Genomic DNA, 16,749 nt, shown 5'->3' on the forward strand with positions numbered 1-16,749 from the left:
AGGGAGAATCTATAGTAGAATATCTTTGAATATACCGCCTATCATACAGAAGAGGAACCAAAGATGAAATATAAAGAGATCATTGCACAAATGACATTGGAAGAGAAAGCGTCTTTAATGTCGGGGAAGGATTTTTGGCAGACCCAGGACATCGAGCGCCTTGGCATTCAAAGTATATTTCTTGCCGATGGACCACACGGTATCCGCAAACAGGCGGTAGCGGCGGATAAGCTGGGCCTTAATGAAGGCGTGCCGGCCACTTGTTATCCCACGGCAGCGACGGTGGCCAACAGCTGGAACGTGGAGCTGGGAGAAACCGTAGGAGAGTATCTCGGGGAAGAAGCGATCGCGCAAAAAGTCAGCGTTCTGCTCGGGCCCGGCGTCAACATGAAGCGGAATCCCCTGTGCGGCCGGAATTTTGAATATTTCAGCGAAGATCCTTATTTGGCCGGTAAAATGGCGGCGGCTTACATTCGGGGCATTCAGTCGCAGGGCATTTCCGCTTGCGTCAAGCATTTTGCCGTCAACAATCAGGAGAAGCGGCGGATGTCGATCGATGCCATCGTCGATGAAAGAACGCTGCGGGAAATCTATTTGACCGCCTTTGAAATTGCGGTGAAGGAAGGCAAAACGAAGGCGATCATGTCTTCTTACAATAAATTGAACGGTACCTACACGAACGAGAACTTACATATTATGCAGGATATTTTGCGCGGCGAGTGGGGGTACAAAGGGGTTGTGATCACGGATTGGGGCGGGAGCAACGACCGTGTGGCCGGACTTTTGGCCGGAAATGAACTGGAAATGCCGACGACCGCGGGCGAAACCGATCGGGAGATTGTCCAGGCCATTCGCAGCGGAAAGATCCCGGAAGAAGTATTGGACGAAAACGTGAACCGGCTGCTTGAGCTGATTTTTACCAGCGGAGAGGCTTTTCGGCGGCCGCATTTGGAGTTTAATGTGGAGTATCACCACCGGATGTCCCAGAAGGTCGCGGAAGAGTCGATCGTGCTGCTGAAAAACGAGGGGAATATTTTACCGCTCAAATTCGGCAAAAAAGTGGCGGTGATCGGCGATTTTGCGGAAAACGCCCGGTTTCAGGGAGCGGGTTCCTCCATCGTCAATCCGACCATTTTGGACCACACCCTCGATTGTTTCGAACAGTCGGGCATCGTCAGCATCGGCTATGAACCCGGTTTTGAGCGCTACGGCAAGAAGGACCGGAAAAAAATCGAAAAGGCCTGCGCCCTCGCGGCGCAAGCGGATGTGGTTCTGCTGTATATCGGTCTGGATGAAGTGACGGAGGCGGACGGCCTGGACCGGCAGAGCATGGGGATTCCGGAGAATCAGATCGAACTGCTGGACGCTTTGCACCAAGTGAACCCGAATATCGTGGCGATTCTGTCCTGCGGTTCCGCGGTGGAAATGCCGTGGATCGGCAAGGCGAAAGGGCTGCTGCACGGATATTTGGGCGGGCAGGCCGGAGCCAGGGCGATCCTGCGGGTGCTGTCGGGAGACGTCAATCCATCGGGCAAGCTGGCGGAAACGTACCCGCTTCGCTATGAGGACACCCCGTCCTCCCGGTATTTTCCCGGCAATGAAACGACCGCCGAGTACAGGGAGGCCGTCTATATCGGTTACCGCTATTACGATACGGCGGACGTCGACGTGCTTTTTCCTTTCGGATACGGACTGAGCTACACCACGTTCGAGTATTCCGACCTGCAGGTCGATAAGGCGGGGGTGACGTTCAAGCTGACCAATACCGGCGCCGTTGCCGGGATGGAAGTCGCCCAGCTTTACATCGGCTGCAGCTCCGGGGAAATTTTCAGGCCCCGCAAGGAATTAAAGGGGTTTGTCAAAGTGTTTATCAATGCCGGCGAATCCAAGACGGTGTATATTCCGTTTGACGACAAGACGTTCCGCTATTTTAACGTAAAAACAAACGGGTGGGAAATCGAAGAAGCGGACTATACCATCATGGTTGGCGCATCGAGCGCGGACATCCGGTTGACGGATACCCTATTTGTGGCGGGAACGGCAGCGCCGGCGCCTTATGACAAAGCGAAGCTTCCGTCCTATTATTCGGGCCGGATCACCGATGTCGGCACCGCGGAATTCGAAAACCTGATCGGGAGAAAGGTGCCGGTTTCCACCTGGGACCGGTCGAAACCGCTGGGGTACAACGATACGATTGAGCAGTGCCAGTATGCGCAGGGCGCCTTCGCCAGGCTGGCCTATCATGCCATTGTGTTTGCTTACTGGTTCCTGAGAAAAATAGGCAAACGCAGCACGGCGAATCTGATCATGATGTCGGTTTATCATATGCCGTTTAGAGGAATCGCCAGAATGACCGGCGGCGTGGTTAATATGCCGATGCTGGACGGGATTCTGCTGATCGTTAACGGGCATTTCTTTAAAGGACTGGCCCATTATTTAAGGGAAAGAAAAAGAAAGCTGAAGCGGATAAAGACGAAATCATAATCGTTAACGGAAGGAGCAAGGATGGAGATGTCGAAACCTGTAATGAACATCGCATTAGTGTGCGGACCGGATTGCGATATGGAAACACAGGCGGTGCGCGCCGCGCTGGAGCTTTTTGGCGCGCGGGTGTTTACGTATTGGATCGGCCGGCCCAACGATTTGATTGCCGTCCTGTCGGGGGAGGACCTGTACGCCGGGACGGATATGATCGTCCTCAGTTTTCACGGCGATGAAGGGAAATTCATCATGCCGGAATTGGGCGAGGACGTTTACGAGGAAGGGGAGCCGCAGGGTGACTTCGGTCCGGTCGAGGTTTTGCGCTATGCCAAGCTGGACGGGAAGATCGTCATCGGCAACGGGTGCACGCTCGGCGACAAGAAACTGGCCCGGGCGTTTCTCGGCCGCGGCTGCCGCATCTACATCGGCCCGGACGATTATCCGGACGGCAATGATGCGCTAATGTTCGTGCTGAGATTTTTCTATGAAATGATCCAGAATGGAAAGAGCGTGGAAGAGGCTTACGCCCTGGCCGTAACGATGAGCGAGGAGCTGCCGATGTACCGGTTGTACCAAGGTTCCGAGTTGATTTAATGCTAAAATGTTGTCAAAATGATTAATAGTTGGTTTCAAGGAGTGGTGTCATGTCTGTTACGATTCAAGATATTGCCAAAGAGGCCCAGGTTTCGGTCGCAACCGTTTCCAGAGTGATCAATAATTCCAAAGCGGTTAGTCCGGAGCTGAAAAAAAGAGTAAATGATGTAATTCAAAAAAGAAACTTTAAGCCGAATTCCTTGGCAAGAGGTTTAATCATGAATCAAACCAACATTATCGGGATCATCGTTCCGGACATTTCAAATCCGGTATTCGGTGCCTTGACCAGGGGGATTAACAGCTTCTGCCAACAGAAGGGTTATACTTTAATGGTCTGCGAATCGGGGGGACAACAGGAGAAGGAAATCGAATTATTAGGGATATTGGCCAATAAAAAGGTTGATGGGGTTTTGTTTGCGGGAGTCGACGTGAATTCCACCTTGGTGGAAGAAATGAAAAGGAAAGAGTACCCCATCGTCCTGGTTACCCAGGAGGCTTCGGAAGGAGATGAAGTGATTCACACGGTCACTCATGACAATATCAAGGCTACGTATGATGCGGTCTCTTTTCTTATTGAAAACGGGCATACAAAAATAGCATTTATAGGCGGTCCGGAAAACGATTATTCATCCGGGCAAAAACGTTTAACAGGGTATGAGCTGGCGCTGAAGGAACACAACATTGAAGTTCCGGATTCTTATATCGAGCATGGGAACTTTTCCTTCGAATCCGGGTATGATTGTATGAAAAAAATATATGAGGAAAACAGCATTCTGCCAACCGCCGTCATGGTATGCAACGATGTTATGGCGATTGGGGCTATCCGGTTTTTGAAAAATGCGAAGGTTTCGGTACCTGCCGATATTTCCATTATGGGGTTCGATGATTTGGAGTTCGGTAAATATTTCAGCCCCGAATTGACAACGGTTCGAATCTCTTACTTCGATGAAGGGCTGAAAGCAGTCAAAACTCTGTTCAAGCTGATCCATCAGAAGCAGCAGGCCATACCGAAAACTCAATTTATTCCGCACAAAATCATAAGAAGAATTAGTGTGCGCAAAATATCTCTTTGAAAGGCACAAAATTTCTATTGATTTTTACCAAAAATTCGAGGTATAATATACCCACATCAGGAAAAGGTTTTCCTGAAATTGATTCGGAAAACCTTGCTTCTGGGGAAATAAGGGGGGATTAGCGGTAAAAATGAGTGCCATTTTTTTGAGTATTAGGAAAAGGTTTTCCTGAAACGAAATCAAAAGGGGGAATACATTTTTTTTAGCCATTAAAGAAAGCGTTTCCTATTTTTTTGTCGGAAGTTTGCAATCTATACTTAGATGGGGGTACTTTCATGACACTGTTAAAAGGGAAAAAATTGTGGTTGCCTTTAATTGCGGGTTCTCTTGTTTTTTCGTTGGCAGGATGCGGCGGGAATTCGGCCAAAACGGAGCCGGCATCAAACGGAGCAAAGGACCCGGTGACCATCACCTTTTCGTTTGACCAAGGAATCGGGCAGCCGGCGCAAACGCTTGTCGATGAATATAACGCAAGTCAGGATCAATACGTTGTCAAAACGAAAATCCTGCCGCAGGACGCCAATGTGGTCCACGATGATTTTGTGAACAAGCTGGCCTCCGGCGATAAGAGCGTGGACGTTATGGCTTTGGATGTCGTTTATGTGGCGGAGTTTGCGGCGGCCGGGTGGTTAACCGATCTAACCCCGTATTTTGATCAAGCGACGCAGGATAAATATTTGCCGGGTACCATTGAAACGGCAACATACAACGGTCAACTTGTCGCTTTTCCGTGGTTTACAAATGCAAGCGCTCTCTTTTACCGTAAAGACGTGCTTGATCAATTGGGTGTAGAACCTCCTACTACGTATCAAGGCTGGATGGATCTGCAAAGTAAAGTGCAAGGCATGAACGATGTTCAATACACAGGGGTTTTTCAAGCGGCTCTGTCCGAAGCGTTGGTATGCAACTGGGTTGAATATGTAGCCAACAACGGTGGAGAGATCCTGGATGCATCAGGCAAACCGGTTGTCAATTCGGAAAATAATATCGAAGCGACGCAAATCATGCTTGATATGGTCAAAAGTTATGCTCCTCAAGGTGTAACAACTTATACCGAGCCGGAAAGCGAGCAGGTATTCTTGGACGGCAAAGCGCTTTTTATCCGGGATTGGTCCGGATTCTGGAGCCAAGCCAACAAAGAAGGTTCCAAGGTAAAGGATAAAGTGGGTGTTGCCGCTCTGCCGGTTGGTCCTAAAGGAACCGAGTCGCATTCCACTTTAGGCGGTCTGAATTTGGTGATCAATAATTCCATCGATGACGAGCATAAAGCGGCTGCCGTCGACTTTATCAAATATTTGTCCAGCGAAAGCGTACAGAAGAAAATGAATCTGATCGCGGCCCAACCGCCGGTGTTAAAAGAGGTTTATCAAGATCCCGAAGTTTTGAAAGCGAATCCATTTTACGCGGATTTCTATGACATTATTATGAATGGGAAAGCAAGACCGATGTCTCCTCATTATTCTAGAGTTTCCGATTCGATTCAACGTAATATCCATGCGGCGCTGTCGGAACATATCGATATTAAAACGGCTTTGGACACCATCCAAACCGACCTCGAAGCATTAAGCAAATAAAGAAATAGACGGACATGGACTGTAGGCAGGGTATATAAAGTTGAATAATTATTTAGTTCAACTTAAATACCCGCTCTGCTGCAGTCCATGCCGCCAGAAGGAGTTAATGAGGGAATGAAGAGTTTACAGCAAAGAAAGGAAACTAGAGATGCCTGGCTGATGATGTTCCCTGCGCTAATCATTTTATCGGTCATTGCGGTTTATCCGATTTTAAGGACATTTTGGTTAAGTCTGCATGAAATGGTGTTAACGGATCCGGGCTCGGGATATCCATTTGTCGGTTTGAAAAATTATTCCGATATCTTTCGGGACGAACGAGCGGGGGCTTCCATATTTTTTACTTTTAAATTCACGCTTACGACTGTTTTTTTAGAATTAATCGTCGGTTTTGCTGCGGCGATGATTATGAACAAAACGTTTAAAGGCAGAGGAATGGTTAGAGCGGCGATTCTGATCCCATGGGCGATTCCGACCACCGTATCGGCCCTGATGTGGAAATTTATATATAACGACCAGTACGGTTTGTTTAATGATGTGCTGTACAGACTTGGGATGATCGACGGCTATAAAGCCTGGTTAAGCACGGAAAGCGGTACATTTATGGCGCTGGTTATTGCGGATGTCTGGAAGACGGCTCCGTTTATGGCGCTGCTCATCTTGGCGGGGCTGCAAATGATTCCCGGCGATTTGTATGAGTCGGCGAAAATCGACGGCGCCAATGCTTTTCAGGCGTTCGTAAAAATTACTTTGCCGATGGTCAAGAGCACCGTGCTTGTCGCTCTTCTTTTCAGAACGATCGACGCGTTCAGGGTATTCGATTTGGTTTCCGTAATGACCGGCGGGGCGAACGGTTCGGAAAGCGTATCTTTATATGCTTACGCCCACCTGATGAAATTCCTGAATTTCGGCTATGGTTCAGCGCTGTCGATTCTGATCTTCTTGGTCGTATTTGCCATTAGTCTAATTTATATGAAATTAATCGGTAAAAATCTGGCCTAATATTTTCGGAAAGGAGGGAAGCTTCAATGGATTTGAAAATATCACGGACGTTAAAGTCGAGCTTATTATATGTCATGGTTTTGATCTTTTTAGGCTTTATTTTGCTGCCCTATGTCTGGCAATTTTTAACCTCGATCAAACCGCTTGCGGAAATATCGGCGATCCCTGCCAAATGGGTGCCCAGCAAAATTAACGTAGAATATTATTTCAATGTGTTTCAGAAACATCCGTTTGCCAGGTATTTATTCAACAGTGTGATTGTAGCAACGATGACTACGGTTGTAAGCATTTTAATCGGCGCATCGGCATCCTATGCCTTGGCGAGACTGCGCTTTAAAGGGAAAAAAGTCATCCTGCTGTCCATCCTGACGATTTCCATGTTTCCGACGATTTCCACAGTCAGCCCTTTATTTTTAATTTTGAAAAATATGAACCTGCTAAATACGTATGCCGGGCTAGTTATCCCTTATACTACATTCGCCTTGCCCATGGCGATCTGGTTATTAACGAATTTCTTCAGTCAACTGCCGAAGGGCTTCGAGGAAGCGGCAACCATTGACGGTTGTTCCAGATTGCAAACTTTTTTCAGGATTATGCTGCCGCTCATTAAACCCGCTACTTTTTCGGTTGCTCTATTGGTTTTTATCAATGCTTGGAATGAGTATATTTACAGTTTGACTTTTATGACGGACGACAGCATGAGAACGGTGCCGGTTGGGATTGCGCTGTTTCCCAGCAATTATGAACTCCCATGGGGCGACATGGCGGCGGCGTCGATTGTCGTAACGGTTCCGCTCATTGCGTTGGTTTTAATATTTCAGCAGAAAATCATTGCCGGCTTAACCTCCGGGGGGATTAAAGGATAAAACATCAAAGGGAGAATGAGGATGAGCAAAATAAGATTTGGGCTTATAGGTTCGGGGTGGAGAGCCGAATTTTACATTCGTATTGCAAAGGCCATTCCCGAGAAATTCGAATTAACCGGGGTGGTCATACGAAATCGTGAAAAAGGGGAGGAGTTTGCCCGAAAATTCGGAGTAAACGTCGTCCAATCGTTGGACGAGCTGCTCAAAAGCCAGCCCGATTATGTGGTGTTATCCGTCAAAAGAGGTTTTGTTACCGATTATTTAATCGACTTATTTAAAAGAGGAATCCCCGTATTGTGCGAGACACCTCCGGGAGAAACGATGGAAGCGTTGGAGGAGCTGTGGGAACAGTCCAACAAATACAACGCCAAGGTTCAGATTGCCGAGCAATACTTTGCACAGCCGCTGTATGCCGCTTGGTTAAAGGTGATTCAAGACGGCAAACTCGGAGAAGTCAGCAATATGAATCTCTCGTCCTTGCATGGGTATCACGGCGTCAGCATCATCAGAAAATTTTTGAACGCAGGTTATGAAAATTGTATAATCCACGGGAAAAGGTTTTCCTTCCGAGTGACGGAAACCTATGGGCGTGAAGGCATGGACTTTGACGGGAAGATTTTTTCCTGTACAAGGGACCGTTTGACTTTGGAATTCGAAAATGGGAAGGTCGCGTTTTTTGATTTTTCCGATCCGGCCCAGTACCACTCGTTTATCCGTACCCGCCAACTGACCGTGCAAGGCGTAAGAGGCGAAATCGATGACTTGACCGTGCGATATCTTACGCCTAGCAACGTGCCGGTAACGCAGGAATTAAACCGTATCGACTTAGGCAAATACAACAACCAGGAATGGTCTCACTACGGAATCATGTTGGGTGAAGAGTTCGTTTATAGGAATCCGTTTGCGAACGCTCGATTGAACGATGATGAAATCGCCGTGTCCACCTGCTTGGAGCGGATGGGCGCATACTTGGCCACTGGAACCGAATTTTATTCATTAAAAGAAGCGCTGCAGGATACTTATATTTCTCTGATGATGGACGCGGCGCTTAAAAATCCGCATCAAGAAGTAAAAACGACAACAAGAGTATGGGCTCATTAAGCGGATTTCGGGGGACGGACATGTTGAATTTTGATCATCCAATCGAGCTTCAAAACAGCAACGGCAACGATCTGTTCATGGCGGGAGAAATTCTGATCGATATGATATCCGCGGATTATACGGATGATTTTACGTGCAGCACATACCAGAGATTTTTTGGCGGATCGCCCTCCAATATTGCGATGAACGCCAAGAAATTAGGGATTCAGGCTATTGTTGCGTCGGCGGTGGGGGGAGATGGCTTAGGCTCCTATTTAATCAATGAGTTAAAAAACGCCGGCATAGACACGGGGTGTGTTCAAAGATTAGCGGATTACTCCACGAGCATGGTCGTCGTAACCAAAAGCCAAGCCACGCCGACTCCTGTGTTTTACCGGGGCGCGGACTATCATTTGTCTTACACCGAGGAGCTTGAAGCGGCTTTGCTAAATTCCAAAATCGTACATTTCTCCTGCTGGCCCCTATCCAGAACACCGGCGAGGGACACCATTGAAAAGATCATAACAACAGCTCAAATGAATCGATTATTGGTCTGTTTTGATCCAAACTATCATCCGATGTTATGGGAGAACGGCGAGGACGGAGTACGGTATGTGAAGTCCCTCCTCGGAAGGGTGGATATTGTAAAGCCGTCCGCAGACGATGCGGAAAGATTGTTTGGCAAACAAACGCCCGAATATTATATGGAAACGTTCCTGGAGCTTGGCGCCAAACTCGTCATCCTGACCTTGGGAAAAGACGGCGCCCTGGTTTCCAACGGTTCGGAAACCGTCCGCTTCGACACCTTGGCCACCGAGGTGGCGGATACGACGGGGGCGGGAGATGCTTTTTGGTCGGGATTTTACGCGGCGGTGGTGCAAGGGCATACGATCAGACAAGCCTTAACCCTGGGGTTTGCGGTCAGCGCCTATAAATTGAAATATACCGGCGCCATTGCCGATTTGCCAAAGCTGGAAGTCATAAAAGACATGTATGGATTACGGGAGGAATAAAAAGTGGCGGTCCATAATCAAGTGCAACTGATCACGTATCCGGATTCGTTAGGAGGTGATTTAAAAACGCTCAACCGCGTTCTTTCCGCGTATTTTCCGGATATTTTTAAAGGCGGGGTCCACATTCTTCCGCCGTTTCCTTCCTCGGGAGACCGCGGTTTTGCTCCGCTTACGTATCTGGAGATTGATCCGCACTTCGGCACCTGGGACGATGTCAAAGCGATTGGCGAAAACTTTGACGTATTGGTCGATTTGATGGTCAATCATATTTCGCGGCAGTCGGAGTATTTTCAGGATTTTCTCGCAAAAGGCCGAAAATCGGAGTACGCTGATTTTTTTATTACGCTGGATAAGATTTGGCGAGACGGAAAACCGGTACAAGCGGATATTGAAAAAATGTTCTTGCGCAGACCGCTGCCGTATTCGGCCTATACCATCGGAGAAACCGGCCAGGAAGAAAAGGTGTGGACGACGTTTGGAAAAACCGATCCCTCCGAACAAATCGATTTGGATATAAACTCGCCGCAGGTCAAGCAGCTGTTTACCGATTTCTTTATGCATTTTAAAAGGCATCATGTGAAAATCGTACGTCTTGACGCTGTCGGATATGTCGTTAAAAAATTGGGCACGAGCTGCTTTTTCGTGGAGCCGGAGATCTACGAATTTCTCGATTGGATCAAAGGGCTTGCCGATTCCTTGGACATTGAATTGCTGCCCGAAGTGCACGCGCATTACTCCGTCCAGTACAAACTGGCGGAACGGGGCTACTGGATTTACGATTTTATTTTGCCGTACCGGATCCTGGAAGCATTCATTAATAAATCGGGGGAATCGCTGAAGCAATACTTGAGGACTCGTCCGCCTAAACAGTTTACGATGCTGGATTGCCATGACGGCATTCCGGTCAAGCCGGATTTGGACGATTTGCTGGATACCCAAGAAGCGAGGAAATTAGTCGATATCTGTTTGGAAAGAGGAGCGAACCTAAGTTTGATTTTATCGGACGAGCATAAAGCCGAGGATGGTTTTGATGTTCATCAAATCAGGTGCTCGTACTACTCCGTTCTAAATGGCGATGATGATGCCTATTTGGCGGCGCGGGCGCTGCAGTTCTTTACGCCGGGCGTGCCCCAGGTTTATTATGTCGGACTGCTGGCCGGGGAAAACGACCTGGAAAATGTGAAAAAAACCGGGGAAGGGCGGGAAATCAACCGCCACAATTTTACCCTTGGGGAAATCGAACAGGCTTTGGAAAAAGCAGCGGTTCAGAGATTGTTGAAATTGATCCGGTTTCGCAATGAATATGCGGCGTTTAACGGGGAGTTTCAAGTGCTTGACTCCGCGGCGGATGAAATTCGGCTTTCCTGGCAAAAGGATGAAACGCGGTGTACCTTGTTCGTTGATCTTAAAACGAATCAGTCGGTCATCGATTATACGGATGAAAATGGAGCTATGAAACAATATTTTATATAACAGAGGATGTGCTAGAGATGACAGTATTGCCGATTCATAATCACGGGTTGAACGCAAGCCGGCTCATTTTTGGATGTATGGGGCTTGGCGGAGGCTGGAGCCGGGATCCCATTCAAACAGAACATGTAAAGCAGGCGCATGAAGCGGTGGAGACGGCTTTGGGCAGCGGAATCAATATGTTTGATCATGCGGATATTTACGCGTACGGAAAAGCCGAGACCGTCTTTGGCCAGGTGTTGCAGGAAAAACCGGAGTTAAGAGAAAAAATGATCATTCAATCCAAATTAGGAATTCGCTTTCCGGATGAAGTCAGGGGCATTCCGGCGCGTTATGATTTTTCCAAGGCCTATATTTTGGAGAGTGTGGATGGGATTCTTTCCAGACTGGGGATTGACTACTTGGATATTCTGCTCTTGCATCGTCCGGATGCGCTCATGGACGCGCGGGAAGTAGGGGAAGCCTTTCATCGGTTAAAGGCAGCGGGAAAAGTCCGCTATTTTGGCGTTTCCAATATGAGCGCCGGGCAAATTCGTTTATTGCAGGCCCATTGCAGTGAAAAGCTGGTGATAAACCAACTGGAGCTGAGCTTGCACAAAATCGGCTGGCTTGAAACCGGCATCCACGTGAATCAAGACGCGGCGAAGGGCAACATCTTTCCCGAGGGCACGCTCGAATACTGCCAATTGGAAAACATTCAGCTCCAAGCCTGGGGTTCGCTGGCCAAAGGCTTATATTCAGGAGCCAGCCTGGAGAATGCCAGCGAAAGTGTGAAAAATACGGCTCAACGGGTTAAACGGCTGGCGGAAGAGAAGCAAGCATCGCCGGAAGCGATCGTGCTTGCGTGGCTGATGAAACACCCCGCCGCCATCCAACCGGTCATCGGAACAACCGCCCCATCCCGAATTAGGGCGTGTGCGGAAGCCGAAAACATCGTATTGAGCCGTGATGAATGGTACAGTTTATACGTTAGTTCTCGAGGCGTAGGTTTGCCTTGATTGGAATCATTCCGACTTAAACGAACAAACGCTTGGGCCTGATGTGCCCAAGCGTTTTCTTTTGCCGAGGGAACTACTGCAAAGCTATTGCTGCGCCTTCACATATTCCGCCGATTTGATCCCGGCTTGGCGGCCGAAAATGATGATTTCCGCCACGGAGTTGCCGCCGATCCGGTTTTGGCCGTGCAGGCCGCCGGTTACTTCGCCGGCTGCAAACAAGCCCGGAATGGCTTGGCCTGCTTTATTCAACACTTCCGTGTTGGTGTTGATTTTTACGCCGCCCATCGTGTAGTGGATGCCGGGGCCGATTTTGATGGCGTAGTATGGACCCGCGGACAAGTCGTTGTCCATCCCGGTCGTTCTGGCGAACTCGGCGTCGTTTTTGTTTTTCACCGCGCCGTTCCACGTATCCAGCGTCGTTTGCAACGCATCCGCCGGCACGCTCATTTGCCCGGCCAATGCCTCGATGGAATCCGCTTGGAGCACAAAGCCCATCTTTTCGTATTGCTCGATCGCTTTCACGCGCGATTTGACGCCGGAATCGAATACGAGATAAGCGGATTTTTCCGGCAGTTTATTAATCGCCGCCGTGACATTGTCCCGGGTGTCCATCTCGTTGGTGAACCGTTTGCCTTCGCTGGACACGAGGATGGCGCCTTCTCCGCGAACGGCTTCCCCGATCAGATACGATTTTTCCTGCTGCACGGTCGGGTGAACCTGGATTTGATCCATATCGACCGTCGTGCCGCCGAGTTTCTCGATCATCTGAATGCCGTCGCCGGTGCTGCCGGTCTGGTTCGTGGTCACATATCCTTGCAAATCCGGCCGCACCTTGGAGATCATGTCCATATTGGCGCCGAAACCGCCGGTCGTCACGACAACGGCATCCGCGGCGATCGTTTTTTCATCCGTTTGGTTGAAAAGAACTTTAACGCCATTTACTTTGCCGTCTTTTTCCGTAATCTCCTTGACGTCGGCGTTCACGAACAGCGGGATTCCTTGTTCTTTGACGTTCTTCAGCAAGCCGTTGACAAGGTATTGCCCGACGGCGGAGCCGTCTTCGGGACGGTGGGTGCGTTTTTCGCTCATCCCGCCCGTAATCGTAATATTGTTCAAGCGGATTCCGATCGAATCCAGCCAATCGATCGCCGCCGCGGAATTGTCCACGAAGAAGCGGAGCATCTCTTTGTCGTTGGTGCCATGGCCGCCCTTTAACGTCTCTTCATAAAATAAATCGTTGCTGTCTTCAATGCCTTGCTCTTTTTGGAATTTTGTTTGGGAAGCGTTCATCCCCGACGAAGCTTTCGTCGTATTTCCGCCGGCCACCGGCATTTTCTCGAAAATTACCGGATTCATCCCGCCGGCTTTCGCTTCAAGCGCGGCCGTCATCCCGGCGCCGCCCGCGCCGACGATGATGAGATCGTATTTGTCCTTAAGCTGGTCGATTGGCGTATAGCTATTCGTTTCGGACGCGCCCGAGACGGCTTCGGCTTCTTTGGCCGTGTCCTTGTTCCCGGCGTTTTGGCTCTGGTTTTGGCCTTGGGTCTGGTTTTTGGTCTGATTTTGGTTCCCGCCGCCGCATCCCGCCAGTACGAGAACGAGCGAGAGAACGAGGATCAGCGCTGTTGTTGTTTTCTTGGTCATGATTACCCCTCCACTTTCTATGCCTGTTGTTCCCGTTTACTATACCATGATTGCTTGCAAAGTTTTGTGAACAAATTCACAAACCATGTGAAACAATTCATAGTCCCGAAAGCAAACAACGCCGCCAATTTTAATCGGCAGCGTTGTTTGCTTATTTCTTCTTGGCAGGTGTCCATTTGTGTCCGCAGTTCATACAGCCGTTTACAATCGTGCTTCTTCCGACAAAGCCAACCAATATGCTGACAGGCAATGAAAAGAATATAAAAACGAGTCCGAGGGGCCCCAAAAAGCCAAAAGCCTTAGCTGTGTGTATATTGGCGGAAATGAACATCACGCCGCTAAGCACAAAGAGGAAAACGCCGAAAAGAATCATAGTGATAAGACAGGTAAACAGGTAGGCGAAGCTGTACCCCCGCTTGTTGGCGACGATCTGCGGAGATTTGCATTTCCGGCAGACAACGGTCTTTTGGTTTGCGCTGCTGGCCGGATATCCCGCTCCTGCGGACGCAGCGGCGGACGCGCGGCTTGGCGTATTGCCGGCCGCTCTGGCCTGCCCGCCGGCCGTTCGTCCGGCTTGAGGCGCGGATGATCTTTGCGCCGGGCTTGCGGTTGGTTTCGATGGACGTTGCACTTCCGTAGATTCCCTCCAATTCACAATTCCAGGTCTATAGACCTATTCGACAAATGCTTCCAAAATCCTTCTAAAGACTGACCGTAACCTGGTTCCTGCCGTTATTTTTGGACTTGTACAAGGCCGTATCGACGGATTCGATAATTTGCTCTTTCACAATGTCCGATGATTGGGTCGCGACCCCTGCCGAGAAGGTCATCGTAATAGGTTCACCGCGCTCTTCCGGAACCGGAATGGAGGTCTCGCGAACGGTTTTGAGCAGCCTGATGCCGATTTTTTCCGCTTCCTGAAGCTCGGTCTCAGGCATTAATACGGCGAATTCTTCTCCGCCCCAGCGGGCCACAACATCGGTATCCCGCACATGGCTTTCCAGTTGCTTGGCTATCGTCGACAGCACCAGGTCCCCAAAGGGGTGACCGTATGTATCATTGATGTCCTTAAAATGATCCAGATCGATCAGCATTAACGAAAGCGGGCGGCCATAACGATTGGAGCGAATGATTTCTTCGTCAAGACGCCGCTCAAAATGCCTGCGGTTCGCCAGCTTGGTCAGATCATCGGTCACCGATAGCTCGTACAATTTCTTCTCAGCGATTTTTCGGTCGGTAATATCATTTAATACGACGATAATGCCGCTCACCAGTCCGTCATCTTCGACGGGATAGGTATCCGCCAAAAACGTGGAAGTCCCCTGGCCGTCCGGAAATTGGAGTTCTAACTGCTCCGTTTTTTTGCGCCCGGCCAATAGCTGGAAGATTTGATCCACCGCTTCGCCGGATACTTTTGCGCCGACTTCCCAAAAAAAGTGCTCCAACACCTCGTCTTGTTTCATTCTCAAAAGCCGGCACATCGCCGGATTGCACAAGTCGACTTTTCCGGTGCGGTCGATTCCGATCATTAAGGCGCGGGAGTTTTCCACGAAAATGTTCTGCTTGTTGATGAGCCTGGACCTTACTTTCAGCGCCCGATTCATGATGAAGATGAGCAGCGTGCAGATCCCCACCTCCAACACCCCCGAAAAAACCGCATCGATGTGGATTGCGCTCAGGCGGGAAAGAACGTTGATCGCGCTGATCGCGACGCAGGACAACAAGACGATGATCGACTCTTTGAGCGAGAAAAACAATAACACCAGAATGATGGGCACGATAAAAATCTCAACGCTGAACACGTGGGCCGAGTGTTGAGTTCTGAGAAAATCCCAAGCGTAGCTTAACACGAGAATAATGCCAAGCATCAGGCGAATCGCGAAATTTCTTTTCCTTGGGAACGATTTCATCCATAGAGGCGAGGCTACGAAATAGGTAAACACGATCAGGAGCGCGATGGCGAGCAATTGGATCGGCAGCGAAATATGCCCGTAAAACTTGATTTCGATGAAAAGAAAACACGCATATAATAAAAGAACGGCGGCGTTCTTTAAAATGTTGACGATGATATTTTTTATTTTCTCCATCTCCTCGGACAACCATGTTCATGTCGAAAATTGTAGCCTCCCGGAAAGGGGTACGTCAATGAAAATCTTTGATCCGAGGGACATAGTTTCCAAGCGGGAGCATCCGCTCATTTCCTCCCGAATGACATGTTTACCGCTGGAGAGATAGTCTCGCGGCTTACATTTCCTTTTGGTATTTGTTCATATAATAAAGGCCGATTGCGGTATGGAGCAGGAAAACGGCTACCACCGCCAGCGTGACCCATAAAGGGGCTGAAATGAGGATCGTCATGTAAGCAATGCCCATAATGAGCCAATGGGTGATGTCGCCGGCTTTCGCTTTGGCCCGATAGCGGATCATCGTGTTCCGCTCATCACTTATTTCGATTTCCGTCTGCTTTACGAGCTCGGGACTCCTGGATTCAAACCGTTTCATATAGAGCTGCGCCACACTCATCCCGATCAATCCCGCCCCGACGCCGACCAGCATTCCGGATACGGCTTTTACCTCTTCGCTTTTGAAACCGAAGCTGGCCGCGATGCAGCAAATGCCCGCGATTAACGCAGCTATATAAACCGATGCTTTTATCTTCATGATGTCTCCTCCTCATAGATGAAAATGTCTTCAATACTCATACCGAAGTAGCGGGCAATCTTGAAGGCCAGGATGATGGACGGATTGTACCGCCCGTTCTCCAGCGAGCCGATCGTTTGCCGTGAGACCTTGAGCGCAGCAGCCAGATCTTCCTGACTAATCCCGTCCCGTTTGCGTATTTCCTCAAGCCTGTTTTTCACAGATTCACCTCAAATGCTTGAAATGGAAAGTTAACTTTACATCAAAACTAACACACTCAAACGCGAAATGTCAAGTTAGCTTTCCATTTCGTTATT

Annotated in this window: 15 protein-coding genes; 10 read left to right on the plus strand and 5 right to left on the minus strand. The window is 49.1% G+C overall.

The window, feature by feature from the left end:
• Positions 1 to 63 precede the first annotated feature (63 nt).
• The 10 genes from NYE69_RS09205 to NYE69_RS09250 all read left to right on the plus strand — a co-directional run bounded on the left by NYE69_RS09205 (position 64) and on the right by NYE69_RS09250 (position 12,148).
• Entirely contained in the window at positions 64 to 2,484 is a 2,421-nt protein-coding gene (locus NYE69_RS09205) for a beta-glucosidase family protein (RefSeq protein WP_328271799.1), read from the plus strand.
• A gap of 27 nt (positions 2,485 to 2,511) precedes the next feature.
• A complete protein-coding gene (locus NYE69_RS09210; RefSeq protein WP_328271800.1) occupies positions 2,512 to 3,075 on the plus strand; it encodes a delta-aminolevulinic acid dehydratase in 564 nt (187 codons plus the stop codon).
• A 50-nt stretch (positions 3,076 to 3,125) separates the two neighbouring features.
• Positions 3,126 to 4,148: a LacI family DNA-binding transcriptional regulator gene (locus NYE69_RS09215; RefSeq protein ID WP_328271801.1), complete on the plus strand. Its 1,023-nt coding sequence runs from the start codon at positions 3,126 to 3,128 to the stop codon at positions 4,146 to 4,148.
• Positions 4,149 to 4,423: 275 nt separating this feature from the next.
• Positions 4,424 to 5,722, plus strand: coding sequence for an ABC transporter substrate-binding protein (locus NYE69_RS09220; protein WP_340925921.1), 1,299 nt, complete (start codon positions 4,424 to 4,426; stop codon positions 5,720 to 5,722).
• A gap of 114 nt (positions 5,723 to 5,836) precedes the next feature.
• Positions 5,837 to 6,721 (plus strand): carbohydrate ABC transporter permease, encoded by an 885-nt coding sequence (locus NYE69_RS09225; protein ID WP_124331872.1) that lies wholly within the window; start codon positions 5,837 to 5,839, stop codon positions 6,719 to 6,721.
• Positions 6,722 to 6,747: 26 nt separating this feature from the next.
• The gene (locus NYE69_RS09230) at positions 6,748 to 7,587 is read left to right on the plus strand and encodes a carbohydrate ABC transporter permease (RefSeq protein WP_328271802.1); all 840 of its coding nucleotides are present in this window, start codon (positions 6,748 to 6,750) and stop codon (positions 7,585 to 7,587) included.
• 21 nt (positions 7,588 to 7,608) lie between these two features.
• Positions 7,609 to 8,688, plus strand: a complete 1,080-nt coding sequence (locus NYE69_RS09235) for a Gfo/Idh/MocA family protein (RefSeq protein ID WP_326044116.1) — start codon at positions 7,609 to 7,611, stop codon at positions 8,686 to 8,688.
• A 20-nt stretch (positions 8,689 to 8,708) separates the two neighbouring features.
• The gene (locus NYE69_RS09240) at positions 8,709 to 9,680 is read left to right on the plus strand and encodes a carbohydrate kinase family protein (RefSeq protein WP_316561245.1); all 972 of its coding nucleotides are present in this window, start codon (positions 8,709 to 8,711) and stop codon (positions 9,678 to 9,680) included.
• Positions 9,681 to 9,683: 3 nt separating this feature from the next.
• Positions 9,684 to 11,153: a sucrose phosphorylase gene (gtfA, locus tag NYE69_RS09245; protein ID WP_340925922.1), complete on the plus strand. Its 1,470-nt coding sequence runs from the start codon at positions 9,684 to 9,686 to the stop codon at positions 11,151 to 11,153.
• Positions 11,154 to 11,170: 17 nt separating this feature from the next.
• Entirely contained in the window at positions 11,171 to 12,148 is a 978-nt protein-coding gene (locus tag NYE69_RS09250; protein WP_316561247.1) for an aldo/keto reductase, read from the plus strand.
• A gap of 84 nt (positions 12,149 to 12,232) precedes the next feature.
• Here the strand turns inward: NYE69_RS09250 and NYE69_RS09255 are convergent, their stop codons facing one another.
• The 5 genes from NYE69_RS09255 to NYE69_RS09275 form a co-directional block, all read right to left on the minus strand.
• Positions 12,233 to 13,792, minus strand: coding sequence for a flavocytochrome c (locus tag NYE69_RS09255; RefSeq protein ID WP_328271804.1), 1,560 nt, complete (start codon positions 13,790 to 13,792; stop codon positions 12,233 to 12,235).
• A 151-nt stretch (positions 13,793 to 13,943) separates the two neighbouring features.
• The gene (locus NYE69_RS09260; RefSeq protein WP_036625666.1) at positions 13,944 to 14,423 is read right to left on the minus strand and encodes a hypothetical protein; all 480 of its coding nucleotides are present in this window, start codon (positions 14,421 to 14,423) and stop codon (positions 13,944 to 13,946) included.
• A 70-nt stretch (positions 14,424 to 14,493) separates the two neighbouring features.
• The gene (locus tag NYE69_RS09265) at positions 14,494 to 15,879 is read right to left on the minus strand and encodes a sensor domain-containing diguanylate cyclase (RefSeq protein ID WP_340925923.1); all 1,386 of its coding nucleotides are present in this window, start codon (positions 15,877 to 15,879) and stop codon (positions 14,494 to 14,496) included.
• Positions 15,880 to 16,036: 157 nt separating this feature from the next.
• Positions 16,037 to 16,453, minus strand: a complete 417-nt coding sequence (locus tag NYE69_RS09270) for a hypothetical protein (protein ID WP_340925924.1) — start codon at positions 16,451 to 16,453, stop codon at positions 16,037 to 16,039.
• Positions 16,450 to 16,653, minus strand: coding sequence for a helix-turn-helix transcriptional regulator (locus NYE69_RS09275; RefSeq protein ID WP_036625661.1), 204 nt, complete (start codon positions 16,651 to 16,653; stop codon positions 16,450 to 16,452). The genes NYE69_RS09270 and NYE69_RS09275 overlap by 4 nt, the downstream gene beginning before the upstream one ends.
• Positions 16,654 to 16,749: the final 96 nt, after the last annotated feature.

The organism is Paenibacillus sp. FSL R5-0527 (assembly GCF_038008055.1).
GTDB classification, from domain to species: Bacteria; Bacillota; Bacilli; order Paenibacillales; family Paenibacillaceae; genus Fontibacillus; species Fontibacillus macerans.

Coding starts and splice junctions, on each gene's coding strand:
- NYE69_RS09250 (WP_316561247.1), top strand. CDS start 11,171: ATGACAGTATTGCCGATTCATAATCACGGGTTGAACGCAAGCCGGCTC.
- NYE69_RS09210 (WP_328271800.1), top strand. CDS start 2,512: ATGTCGAAACCTGTAATGAACATCGCATTAGTGTGCGGACCGGATTGC.
- NYE69_RS09230 (WP_328271802.1), top strand. CDS start 6,748: ATGGATTTGAAAATATCACGGACGTTAAAGTCGAGCTTATTATATGTC.
- NYE69_RS09235 (WP_326044116.1), top strand. CDS start 7,609: ATGAGCAAAATAAGATTTGGGCTTATAGGTTCGGGGTGGAGAGCCGAA.
- NYE69_RS09215 (WP_328271801.1), top strand. CDS start 3,126: ATGTCTGTTACGATTCAAGATATTGCCAAAGAGGCCCAGGTTTCGGTC.
- NYE69_RS09205 (WP_328271799.1), top strand. CDS start 64: ATGAAATATAAAGAGATCATTGCACAAATGACATTGGAAGAGAAAGCG.
- NYE69_RS09270 (WP_340925924.1), bottom strand. CDS start 16,453: ATGAAGATAAAAGCATCGGTTTATATAGCTGCGTTAATCGCGGGCATT.
- NYE69_RS09255 (WP_328271804.1), bottom strand. CDS start 13,792: ATGACCAAGAAAACAACAACAGCGCTGATCCTCGTTCTCTCGCTCGTT.
- NYE69_RS09220 (WP_340925921.1), top strand. CDS start 4,424: ATGACACTGTTAAAAGGGAAAAAATTGTGGTTGCCTTTAATTGCGGGT.
- NYE69_RS09240 (WP_316561245.1), top strand. CDS start 8,709: ATGTTGAATTTTGATCATCCAATCGAGCTTCAAAACAGCAACGGCAAC.
- NYE69_RS09265 (WP_340925923.1), bottom strand. CDS start 15,879: ATGGAGAAAATAAAAAATATCATCGTCAACATTTTAAAGAACGCCGCC.
- NYE69_RS09225 (WP_124331872.1), top strand. CDS start 5,837: ATGAAGAGTTTACAGCAAAGAAAGGAAACTAGAGATGCCTGGCTGATG.